Annotated in this window: 13 protein-coding genes; 2 read left to right on the top strand and 11 right to left on the bottom strand. The window is 36.3% G+C overall.

Annotated elements, in window-relative coordinates; translation table 11 throughout:
- Nucleotides 1-8: 8 nt before the first annotated feature.
- The 11 genes from uraH (VIX88_RS01790) to VIX88_RS01740 form a co-directional block, all read right to left on the bottom strand.
- Complete coding sequence (uraH, locus tag VIX88_RS01790; protein WP_013446780.1) at nucleotides 9-419, bottom strand: hydroxyisourate hydrolase; 411 nt, start codon at nucleotides 417-419, stop codon at nucleotides 9-11.
- 78 nt (nucleotides 420-497) lie between these two features.
- Complete coding sequence (locus tag VIX88_RS01785) at nucleotides 498-995, bottom strand: GlcG/HbpS family heme-binding protein (RefSeq protein WP_014938586.1); 498 nt, start codon at nucleotides 993-995, stop codon at nucleotides 498-500.
- Nucleotides 992-1,489 (bottom strand): GlcG/HbpS family heme-binding protein, encoded by a 498-nt coding sequence (locus VIX88_RS01780; RefSeq protein WP_038694333.1) that lies wholly within the window; start codon nucleotides 1,487-1,489, stop codon nucleotides 992-994. Before VIX88_RS01780 ends, VIX88_RS01785 begins: the two co-directional genes overlap by 4 nt.
- Nucleotides 1,490-1,562: 73 nt before the next feature.
- Nucleotides 1,563-1,973 carry a hydroxyisourate hydrolase gene (gene uraH, locus VIX88_RS01775; RefSeq protein WP_013446780.1) on the bottom strand — a complete coding sequence of 137 codons (411 nt, stop codon included), beginning with the start codon at nucleotides 1,971-1,973 and terminating at the stop codon, nucleotides 1,563-1,565.
- A gap of 78 nt (nucleotides 1,974-2,051) precedes the next feature.
- Nucleotides 2,052-2,543, bottom strand: coding sequence for a GlcG/HbpS family heme-binding protein (locus VIX88_RS01770; RefSeq protein ID WP_153926307.1), 492 nt, complete (start codon nucleotides 2,541-2,543; stop codon nucleotides 2,052-2,054).
- Between the two features lie 32 nt (nucleotides 2,544-2,575).
- On the bottom strand, nucleotides 2,576-3,190 hold the full coding sequence (locus VIX88_RS01765; protein ID WP_038694335.1) for a DUF417 family protein: 615 nt from the start codon (nucleotides 3,188-3,190) through the stop codon (nucleotides 2,576-2,578).
- A gap of 151 nt (nucleotides 3,191-3,341) precedes the next feature.
- Nucleotides 3,342-3,839 carry a GlcG/HbpS family heme-binding protein gene (locus VIX88_RS01760; RefSeq protein WP_064970178.1) on the bottom strand — a complete coding sequence of 166 codons (498 nt, stop codon included), beginning with the start codon at nucleotides 3,837-3,839 and terminating at the stop codon, nucleotides 3,342-3,344.
- 19 nt (nucleotides 3,840-3,858) lie between these two features.
- Entirely contained in the window at nucleotides 3,859-4,170 is a 312-nt protein-coding gene (locus VIX88_RS01755; RefSeq protein ID WP_004918765.1) for a hypothetical protein, read from the bottom strand.
- A 348-nt stretch (nucleotides 4,171-4,518) separates the two neighbouring features.
- Entirely contained in the window at nucleotides 4,519-4,779 is a 261-nt protein-coding gene (locus VIX88_RS01750) for a hypothetical protein (RefSeq protein ID WP_004918767.1), read from the bottom strand.
- 13 nt (nucleotides 4,780-4,792) lie between these two features.
- A complete protein-coding gene (locus VIX88_RS01745) occupies nucleotides 4,793-5,644 on the bottom strand; it encodes a transketolase (RefSeq protein WP_214193978.1) in 852 nt (283 codons plus the stop codon).
- A gap of 18 nt (nucleotides 5,645-5,662) precedes the next feature.
- On the bottom strand, nucleotides 5,663-7,114 hold the full coding sequence (locus VIX88_RS01740) for a sodium:solute symporter (protein WP_214193977.1): 1,452 nt from the start codon (nucleotides 7,112-7,114) through the stop codon (nucleotides 5,663-5,665).
- 171 nt (nucleotides 7,115-7,285) lie between these two features.
- On the opposite strand from VIX88_RS01740, the gene hemN reads away from it, so the two are divergent.
- Entirely contained in the window at nucleotides 7,286-8,641 is a 1,356-nt protein-coding gene (gene hemN, locus VIX88_RS01735; RefSeq protein WP_214193976.1) for an oxygen-independent coproporphyrinogen III oxidase, read from the top strand.
- A gap of 118 nt (nucleotides 8,642-8,759) precedes the next feature.
- Nucleotides 8,760-11,636, top strand: a complete 2,877-nt coding sequence (gene secD, locus VIX88_RS01730) for a protein translocase subunit SecD (RefSeq protein WP_214193975.1) — start codon at nucleotides 8,760-8,762, stop codon at nucleotides 11,634-11,636.
- Nucleotides 11,637-11,695 lie beyond the last annotated feature (59 nt).

The raw sequence follows: 11,695 nt of genomic DNA, 5'->3' as shown, positions 1-11,695 counted from the left end.
TTTCACTTTTAGTTTCCTCTATAAGTAGAATATCCGTAAGGTGAAAGAGTTATAGGTACATGATAATGATTATTATCTTTTATTTCAAAAACCACCTCTATGTACGGGTAGAAAGTGTCTTGTCCCAATTTCTCAAAATAAGGTTTTGTAAAATAAGTGAGTTTGTAAATTCCCTTGTGGTTTACGCCTTTTCCTTCTTTTAAAAAGTCTTTGATACGCCCGTTTTGGTCAGTTGTCTTTTCATCAACTGTTACCCAATGGTCTTTATGCTGCAATTTGGAAAGGCGAATGCTTACATTGGGTGCAGGCTGTCCTTTTGTAATGTCCAAAATATGACTTGACAATTGGTATTTTGCTTCTTGTGCAAAAGTTAGACTTGCAAAGGCAAGCATTAACATTAAAAAAAATGTTCTTTTCATAGGTATAAAATTTAAAAATTAGTAATTGTTTTCAGTTGTAATCCTCCTTTATTTGGGTTGCAAAATCTATTAAGATGATTATTGGTTCGTATTTATTTCAATGGCAGAAATTCCTGCTTTTGCAATCCGTACATCTTCGCTTCCGTGTGCACCGCCTACACCAATACCGCCAACTACTTTTCCGTCTATATAAATGGGCACTCCTCCGTCCAAAATTAAAATATTTTCGTCCAAATAACGAACATCTTCGGGGATTGTCCCATTTTTGATGCCTTGTGCAATTTCGGCGGTTTCTCTTTTTTGAGAATTGGCAGTAAAGGCTTTTTTATAACTGGCTCGTAAGGTATGCACCCCAGCGTTGTGATGCCTAAGTACAGCGAGCGTTTGCCCCGACTGATCGACCACCGTAACACTGATACGATGCCCACTTTTATTGGCTTCGTTAAAGGCTTTTTGTGCCATTTTCATTGCTGCATCACCTGTTAATACAGGCTCATATAAAGTTTTGCTCTGGGCTTGTAGAGGGATATTTATCAGTAGGCTTACGAATAGTAAAATATGAATAGATATTTTCATTGTTGGGTATTAAATCCTAAATTCTCTGCCGCTTTTTGAGCGATATTGTGGTCGTTTTCGCCACTACCGCCTCCAGATATACCGATGCTCCCCACCAAAACCCCATCTTTCCAGATAGGAACACCACCTCCTAATAGGAGTAATTCGGGTAGGGTATTCAAATTTTGAGCAGTAGGGTTAGCGGCGGCTTTTTGCATTAAGATAAAACTAGGGGTTTTTGTAGAAAGTGCGGTATAGGCTTTTCTACGAGAGGCCTCTGTGTTGTGAGGTCCTACGGTATCCCCTTTCAAGAGTAGGATAACAACCCCCGAGTTGTTAAGTATCGCAATAGAGATCTGTTTATTAAGTTTAGCCGCTTCAAGGTTGGCCTGTTCGGCCAATTTTAATGCACCGTTTTGGTTGATACTTAATGTATGTTCTAATGAGGATTCTTTTTGCTGTGCTAATCCGAAATTTCCTAATATCAAAGCAAATAGAATGATTACATTTTTCATAATGATTATTTTTAATTTACTTAACGATTTTTTTTCGGTATAAGTATATTTCATTTTAATTTATTTTTCACTTTTAGTTTCCTCTATAAGTAGAATATCCGTAAGGTGAAAGAGTTATAGGTACATGATAATGATTATTATCTTTTATTTCAAAAACCACCTCTATGTACGGGTAGAAAGTGTCTTGTCCCAATTTCTCAAAATAAGGTTTTGTAAAATAAGTGAGTTTGTAAATTCCCTTGTGGTTTACGCCTTTTCCTTCTTTTAAAAAGTCTTTGATACGCCCGTTTTGGTCAGTTGTCTTTTCATCAACTGTTACCCAATGGTCTTTATGCTGCAATTTGGAAAGGCGAATGCTTACATTGGGTGCAGGCTGTCCTTTTGTAATGTCCAAAATATGACTTGACAATTGGTATTTTGCTTCTTGTGCAAAAGTTAGACTTGCAAAGGCAAGCATTAACATTAAAAAAAATGTTCTTTTCATAGGTATAAAATTTAAAAATTAGTAATTGTTTTCAGTTGTAATCCTCCTTTATTTGGGTTGCAAAATCTATTAAGATGATTATTGGTTCGTATTTATTTCAATGGCAGAAATTCCTGCTTTTGCAATCCGTACATCTTCGCTTCCGTGTGCACCGCCTACACCAATACCGCCAACTACTTTTCCGTCTATATAAATGGGCACTCCTCCGTCCAAAATTAAAATATTTTCGTCCAAATAACGAACATCTTCGGGGATTGTCCCATTTTTGATGCCTTGTGCAATTTCGGCGGTTTCTCTTTTTTGAGAATTGGCAGTAAAGGCTTTTTTATAACTAGCTCGCAAGGTATGTACCCCGGCATTGTGATGCCTAAGTACGGCGAGGGTTTGCCCTGATTGATCTGCCACCGTAACACTGATATGATGCCCACTTTTATTGGCTTCGTCAAAGGCTTTTTGTGCTATTTTCATTGCTGCATCACCCGTTAATACAGGTTCGTATAGATTTTTGGTTTGAGCATTTACCTTCATAAAGACCAGAAATAATGTGAAAAATAAAGTAACCGATTTCATATTGAATTATAATTTGGTTTCAAATCCCAAAATTACACAGATTTTTCGGTATTTAAAATCCTTTTCGCACAGTCAGAGGCACAAATAAGTCCCGCTGCCATCATAATTACATCTTTTAAAACCAAACGCCCTGCACCCGACAAATATGGAAAGCCATATTGCGGAGTTAGAAAATCACCATCTAATTTTGGAACATACACCTCTGGGGTTGTGATTAGAAAAGAAAGCGTAATCACCGACATTCCGAAGGTTAACAACCCTCCTATCAATCCTATTTTAGGACTCCAAATTCCTAAAAGTGTTAAAATTCCTATGCTTACAATTACCATTCCCAACCCATAAGAAAACGGATAAGTACCGTTGGTTTTGTGCCAAGCTATATTTTCGGCTACCATTTTACCCTCCGGGTTTCGGTGTTTTTTGTATTGGGCTATTTCTGTCCCGTCTTCTTGGATATAAGTTTTTCCCGTGTTATTATAGAAAAAACTCATAAAAGGACTGTTCGTAACAAAAGGAACAATACCATCGGCTTCATATTGGAACACCTTTAATCCCCCGATCCATAACATAACTACAGCTATGGCAATCCGTATAAAATGAATGAACTTTGGTTGTAGATTGACTAAGATTTGTAATAAATTTTTCATAAGAGTTTTAATTTTCATAATTTTTTCTATCAACTAAAGAGAAAATAAATTCCTCCAAAAGACAGGGTTCTTTCTCAAAAAGTGTGGCAATTAACCGATTAATTTGTTCCAAAACGCTTTGTTTTCTTCAGTAAATAATCATTTATAGGTATCATTTAGAAGTGCTAAATCCTAAATTCTCTGCCACTTTTTGAGCGATATTGTGGTCGTTTTCGCCACTACCGCCTCCAGATATACCGATGCTCCCCACCAAAACCCCATCTTTCCAGATAGGAACACCACCTCCTAATAGGAGTAATTCGGGTAGGGTATTCAAATTTTGAGCAGTAGGGTTAGCGGCGGCTTTTTGCATTAAGATAAAACTAGGGGTTTTTGTAGAAAGTGCGGTATAGGCTTTTCTACGAGAGGCCTCTGTGTTGTGAGGTCCTACGGTATCCCCTTTCAAGAGTAGGATAACAACCCCCGAGTTGTTAAGTATCGCAATAGAGATCTGTTTATTAAGTTTAGCCGCTTCAAGGTTGGCTTGTTCGGCCAATTTTAATGCACCGTTTTGGTTGATACTTAATGTATGTTCTAATGAGGATTCTTTTTGCTGTGCTAATCCGAAATTTCCTAATATCAAAGCAAATAGAATGATTACATTTTTCATAATGATGATTTTTTAAAAATTACTTTTTATCCTCAATCCCGAACTCTTTCCATTGGCTTTGTTCTATATCGATTTTGATGCGTTTTTTGAGTTGAGCATAGAGTTTTTGCAGTTCGTTCAATTTGGCATCCAGGGCTTGGGTTTTGGTTTTGAGGTCAGCTTTTAGTTTTTCTTGTTCGCTGTTGAGGGTTTCTATGGTTTGTCTTAGGGTCTCCAATTCTGATATTTGACTTTCCTGAACACCTGCGGGGAGGTTACTTTTATATCGGCTGAGCCCGTCGGCCATTACCTTAGCCGAGGTGATGTTTTCTGAATATGATTTCTTTGCCATAGTGATAAGTTTTAATTGTGATACTAAAATTATGAATTTATTAAAAATTTAGATAAAAATTTATTGAGTTTATCTAGGAAAAGATTTGTCCCGTGTAGGAAATTTATCGTCCAGGTTAGGATATTTTTGGTACTACATTGGACGGCGTTCGTCCCACTTGGGAAATCCTCTGTCCTACTTAGGAATTCTTTTGTCCGAGTTGGGAAATGTGCTGTCCCAGTTAGGAAGGTGTAAGTCCGTCTCAATATAAATGCCAAATTAAGGAGAACAGTTTCTTTTTCATAATCTCTTTTTTATCCAAAATTAAGTTTTCTTCAGTTGTCTTGCAATCAGACTTCTGTTCACTATCTATTGAATAATGATTTTTTTGTTATGGCGATGTGCTGCCATTGCACCCCAAATCATACAGATAGGCTGGGTAAAGAAGATACTAATTCCTAGCGTGAGAAACGCCGCCACACCCGATACGAGTAGCATTACTAGTGCTCCTACTACGGTGGAATAAAGCATTCCCAACGGACCGAAAAAGAAAGTGAGCAATAGGCTAATCCCTACACTTTTAGTAGGGGCTACTACAACGATTTTTTCTGCTTTATTTGAATTTTCCATTTTATTTAAAAATTTAATAATCAGCCAAATTATCTGTAGAAAGTTGAGCTAAGGCTTTTTCTAGTTGCTCATCGTTAGGTGCCTTACCGTGCCAAGCGTGAGTTCCCATCATAAAATCTACACCGTTACCCATTTCGGTATGCATAATGATAGCGATAGGTTTCCCTTTTCCTGTCTGTGCTTTAGCTTCTTCTAGCACCGCAATTACAGCTTCTAGGTTGTTACCTTCTTTAACTTCCAATACTTGCCAATCAAAGGCTTCTAGTTTAGCTTTTAAGTTCCCTAAAGAAAGTACATCAGACACATCACCGTCTATTTGTCGGTTGTTGTAGTCTATGGTTGCAATGAGGTTATCTACTTTATTATGGCTAGCGTACATAAGAGCTTCCCAAATTTGTCCTTCTTGTAATTCTCCATCGCCGTGTAGAGAGAATACAATACTTTTATCATTATCTAGCTTTTTACCTAGAGCCGCACCTACAGCTACAGAAAGTCCTTGCCCTAGAGAACCAGAAGCAATTCTTACCCCAGGTAAACCTTCGTGCGTGGTAGGGTGCCCTTGCAGTCTAGTATTTAGTTTCCTGAAAGTAGCCAATTCTTCCACTGGAAAGAAGTTGAATCTGGCAAGTGTGCTGTAATAAACAGGAGAAATGTGCCCATTAGAAAGGAAGAATAAATCTTCATTTTTGCCTTCCATTTTAAATGGTAGCGAGTAGTTCATTACCTTTCCGTAAAGAGCTGTAAAGTATTCTACACAACCCAAAGAGCCACCTGGGTGTCCAGAGTTTACTGCGTGTACCATTCTCAAAATATCTCTTCTGATTTGCGTGGTGAGATGTTTTAATTCTTCTACTGATTTTGCCATTATAATATAGGTTTAATTTTATTGAAATGATTGTTTTTTACTACTGATGAACCAAAGCCCTACAAAGGTAAGTAATCCGTTGATGATAAGTAATTCTAACCCGATTTGGAAATCGCCAAAAACAAGACTTTGATATTTATCTATTAAAAATGATAAGATAGGAGCGGTAATACAGATGTAAGGCACTAGCTTATCTTTAACTGTTTTCTTAGTGAAAATCCCAAAAGCGAAAAGCCCAAGTAGAGGTCCATAGGTGAAGCCTGCTAATTTAAGGATAAGACCTATCATAGAATTATCGTTAATCCATTTAAAAATGAGTACCATTATTAAAAATGATACTGCCACCCAAAGGTGTACTCTCTTTCTGAATTTTTCTTTTTCGGAAGCGGAGATATTTTTTTCTTTCAGTCCAAATATATCAATACAAAGAGATGAAGTCAGTGCCGTCATAGCTCCATCAGCACTAGGAAATAGGGCAGAAATAAGAGCAATGATAAAAATAATAGAAATAAATGGCGGCATATGGTTAAGAGCTACATCTGGGAATAGCTGGTCTCCTGTGCTAGAAATATTCTCTTGTATGCCGTAAAGGTGTAACAATCCACCCATATAAAGGAATAATGAAATAACACCTAGCAATATAAATCCTAGAGTTACCATATTTTTCTGACTGTCTTTTAGGTTGGTTACCGAGATAGACTTTTGCATCATTTCTTGGTCAATCCCTGTCATTGTAATGGTAATGAAAGCTCCTGCTAAGATTTGTTTAATGAAGAACCCTTTATCATTAACATCGGTGTCAAATACTTTAGTATAACCTTGTTCGCTCATTGCGGCGAAACTATCTGCGATATTTAGTCCTAAATGATTAAGCATATAGAAGGTACACACAATAAGTCCTAATAGCATTCCTGTAGTTTGTAAAGTGTCTGTCCATACGATGGTTTTTACGCCGCCTTCGTAGGTGTAGAGGATAATCATTACCAAAATAATGAGAGTAGTTACAATAAAAGGAACGCCAAGGCTATCCAAGATAGTCATTTGTAAAATATTGACTACTAAATAAAGCCTAGCCGTAGCACCTACCAAACGAGATACAATAAAAATAGAAGCTCCTGATTTATAAGATAAAGCTCCCATTCTCTGCTGAAGGTATCCATAGATGGAGGTTAGTTTTAGTCTGTAATAAAGAGGTAATAAAACATACGCAATGACAATGTATCCTATGAGGTATCCTATGGTAACTTGTAGATAGTGGAAACTGTCTTTTCCCACCTGTCCAGGGACACTTACAAAGGTAACTCCAGATAGAGAAGTCCCTATCATACCGAATGCTACCAAAATCCAATTACTACTCCTATTGCCTATAAAAAAACTATCATTATTGCTTCCTTTACCTGTTCTATAAGCTACCCATAGCAGAATGCCAAAATAGGCAATAATAATTCCTAGTAAGAGAATTGGCGACATACGAAAATCATTTTTCTATAAACATCGCAAAGATAACTTTTTCTTGTGGGGTAAAAAAATAGAGGCTTTAGAAATTTCCAAAAAAAAACAAGAGATGAGATGTTGCCGTAAGAGAAATAAATACCTAAGTATAATTTTTACAATGAGTTTAAAAAACGTTATTTTTGCAAAATGAATTCACTAATAGATAAATATAATATACCAGGTCCTAGATATACTTCATATCCTACAGTACCTTATTGGGAAGAGGAGAGTTTTACACATCAATCTTGGGAACATACGGTGATAAAATCATTTAAGGAGTCTAAAGACGAAGGAATTTCCATCTACATACATCTGCCATTTTGTGAGCAATTATGTACCTTTTGTGCCTGTCATAAACGGATTACAAAGCAACATTCTGTAGAAACACCTTATTTACAATCGGTGATTAAAGAGTGGCAATTGTACTTGGCTCTTTTTGACGAAAAACCTAAAATTAAGGAATTACATTTAGGTGGAGGAACGCCTACTTTTTTCTCGCCTAAAAACTTGAAAATATTGATAGAGGAAATTCTTTCAGGTGGAACAATAGCAGAGAAACCCGAGTTCTCTTTTGAAGGACACCCTAACAATACCACTAGAGAGCATTTGCAAGTGCTTTACGATTTAGGATTTAGAAGGGTGAGTTTTGGAGTGCAAGATTATGATGAGAAAGTACAAAAAGCCATCAATAGAGTTCAGCCTTTTGAGAATGTAGAAAAAGTGACCCAGTGGGCTAGAGAAATAGGTTACGAAAGTGTTTCTCACGATTTGGTTTTTGGACTTCCGTTCCATACTTGGGAAAAAATGGAATATACCATAAGAAAAACAATGACTTTGAAACCCGATAGATTAGCATTTTATTCTTACGCTCATGTGCCTTGGATTAAAGGAGTAGGGCAGAGAGGTTTTGATGAGAATGACCTTCCGTCAGGCGAAGAAAAAAGAAAACTCTACGAGAATGGGAAGCAGCTTTTGGAAGAGTTGGGCTATAAGGAGATAGGAATGGACCATTTTTCACTAGAGCACGATGACCTTTACCAATCTATGCTTAATAAGAAAATCCATAGGAATTTTATGGGTTATACTTCGGGGAAAACTCAACTTATGGTAGGATTGGGTATGAGTGCTATTTCTGACTCTTGGTACGCTTTTGCTCAAAACGAAAAAACAGTGGAAGCCTATCAGCAGCGAGTAGAGAAAGGAGAAATTCCTGTGTTTAGAGGGCATATCCTAACCGATGAAGATTTGAAAATCCGTCGTCATATACTCAATATTATGTGTCAGCTAGAGACTTCTTGGACGGAAGCAACGGCTTTTCCAGAGTTAGAAACTACCATAGAAAAACTTAAAGAAATGGAAGCGGACGGTCTTGTGGAAATATCAGAAAATAAAATCAGAATTACAGAAGCTGGTAAAGCATTCACACGAAATGTAGCAATGACTTTTGATTTGAGAATGTTAAGAAAAGCTCCAGGAACTAGAATTTTTTCTATGACTGTTTAGAAGAGTATTGATATTTCTCATTTGTTTAAAATGAAAACAATGGCAAATAAAGTTTATAATTATACTGAAAAACATTATATTTGCCGACTATAATTTTTAATGTTGTAAATTACTGAAAATGCAAGGAAAAGGACTTATTACAGTTGTTGCGATTGTTCTAGGGCTTATTTGTCTTAACGAAATGCTCCCTACTTTTTATGCGAGCAAGGTAGAGAAAGAAGCTAGAGCAATAGCAGGAGACAATCAGGCAAAGTATCAAAAAGAGATAGATCGTCTGTCTAAAGATACTCTTAATTTATGGTTTACTAAACTTTATTACACTGCCGCTAAAGAGCGTGAAATGAAGTTAGGTCTAGACTTAAAAGGTGGTATCAATGTGCTTTTGGAAATCAATCAGAGAGATTTGGTGATGGATTTAACTAACTATTCATCTAACCCAATCCTCATAGAAGCACTAGATAAAACAGATGTAGCTCAGAGAAATTCTACTAAATCTTATATAGAGGACTTCTTTGTTCAGTTTGATAACGTGAACAAAAGTAAAGGAGCAAACTTAAAGTTAGCGAGTCCAGAAATATTTGGAACTCAAAAATTAAGTAGTGAAATCAAATTTAACACTAATGATGATGAGGTTAAATCTATCATCAGAAAGAAGATAGATGCTGCGGTAGGTTCTGCTTATGAAGTTATTAGAACTCGTATAGACAAAATGGGAGTTACTCAACCTAATGTTCAGAGAGTACCTGGTACAGGTAGAATATTGGTGGAGATGCCAGGTATTAAAGATATTGATAGAGTAAAGAAAATGCTTCAGACTTCTGCTAAACTTCAGTTTTGGGAAGTTCAGCAAGTGCCAGAAGTAGCACCTTACTTTGAGCAACTTTCAAAATTAGTATTAGCTAAGGGAGATTCTATGGGTGTTGCTAAAACAACTAATTTCCCAGCGTTACTTAATCTAAATACGCTTAGAAGCAATGGAGTTGGTAACATTAAGTTAAGCGACACAGCTACTGTTAACAAAATTCTTAATAGCTCAGTGGCTTTAAACGCAAGACCAAGTAACATTAAATATACTAAGTTTTTATGGGCTTATAAGCCTGAATCTACAGACCCTGACCACTTGGTATTGTATGCTATTCGTTCTAATATTTCAGGTAAAGCTCCTGTAGATGGTGCGGTAGATAAGGCAAATATCAGCTACGACCAAATAGGTAGAGTAGTGGTAGATATGCAGATGGATAGTGAGGGTACTAAGGACTGGAAGATTCTAACTGAAAAAAATGTAGGTAAACCAGTAGCGGTTACTCTAGACAATAGAGTATATACAGCACCTAATGTAGTGAATGCAATCCCTAATGGGCGTACACAAATTTCGGGGAACTTTACTCAAGATGAAGCTCAAGATTTAGTAAATGTTTTAAACACAGGTAAATTACCAGCAAGTGCTAAAATTGTACAGGCAGATGTTGTAGGTCCATCTTTAGGGCAGGCTTCTATCGATGCGGGTATGTGGTCATTTATTATAGCATTTATCTTTATTGTAGTTTATATTATATTCTACTACGGAGGTGCAGGTGTTTATGCTGTAATTGCTATGATTATCAACTTGTTCTATATCTTTGGTATTATGGACTCTATGGATGCTACGCTTACTTTACCAGGTATTGCGGGTATAGTTCTAACGATGGCGATGGCAGTAGATACCAATGTAATTATCTATGAAAGAACTAAAGAAGAGCTTTTTGCAGGTAAAAATATTAGAGAGGCTTATCATGATGGTTTCAAACATGCACTTTCTGCGATTGTAGACGGACATATTACTACATTGCTTACTGCGGTGGTGCTTTATATATTTGGTACAGGACCTATCCAAGGTTTCGCGGTAACACTTATTATAGGTCTTATTATGACATTCTTTACTTCAGTGCTACTTTCTAGAGTAATGATATTTAGTAGACTTAATAAAGGTAAAGGTCTTTCTGTATGGACATCAGCTACGAAAAATGTATTTAGAAATGTATGGGTAGCCTTCATAGAGAAGAGAAAGTTTGCTTATGCTTTTTCAGGAGTTCTTACTGCTATATGTGTGGTTTCTATAGTGGTAAACGGCTTTAAGCTAGGGGTAGATTTTGAAGGAGGAAGAAACTATGTAGTTAAGTTTGATAAAACTGTAGATGCTGCTCAAGCGGAAGCTAGTCTATCAGAATTGTTCCAAACTAAGGACGGAAAGAATAACTCAGTAGATGTAAAGACATTTGGTACTTCTAATCAATTAAAAATCACAACTGACTATAAGATTGATGATGAATCATTAGCGGCAGACCAAGAGATTGAAGCTAAATTATTTGAAGGATTGAAGTCTAATTATCCAGCTGGTTATACATTAGATAAATTTAAGAGTGCGGAAGGAGATAATTTAGGTATAGTTTCATCTACTAAAGTAGGACCATCTGTAGCGGATGATATTAAGATAGGTGGTACTTTTGCAGTACTAGCTTCTTTATTAGGAATATTTATCTATATTTTGTTCCGTTTTAGAAGATGGCAGTTCTCTCTAGGTGCTGTGTTAGCATTGTTCCATGACGCTATTATCATTTTAGGAGCTTACTCTTTATTCTATAAAATTTCTCCTTTCAATATGGAGATTAATCAGGACTTTATCGCAGCGATACTTACAGTGCTAGGGTACTCTATCAATGATACTGTAATTGTATTTGACCGTATCCGTGAATATCTAAGAGAGAGAAAGTCTACTACTTTGGAAGGGTTGTTTAATGATTCCATTAGTAGTACTTTGGGTAGAACTATTAACACTTCACTTACTGTAATGTTAGTAATTTTAGCGATATTCATATTTGGAGGTGATAGTTTAAGAGGGTTTATGTTTGCCTTATTATTAGGTATTGGTTTTGGTACTTATTCTTCTATCTTTATTGCTTCGGGTATATCGTATGATTTACTAAAAGGTAAAAAACAGGAAGATATCAAAATTTAATTGATATAAATTATTCATAATAAAAAGAAGCTATCTCAACTTGAGGTAGCTTCTTTTTG

The sequence above is a fragment of the Riemerella anatipestifer genome (assembly GCF_035666175.1).
Classification (GTDB): domain Bacteria; phylum Bacteroidota; class Bacteroidia; order Flavobacteriales; family Weeksellaceae; genus Riemerella; species Riemerella anatipestifer_D.
This window is presented reverse-complemented; position numbering and strand designations above follow the sequence as displayed.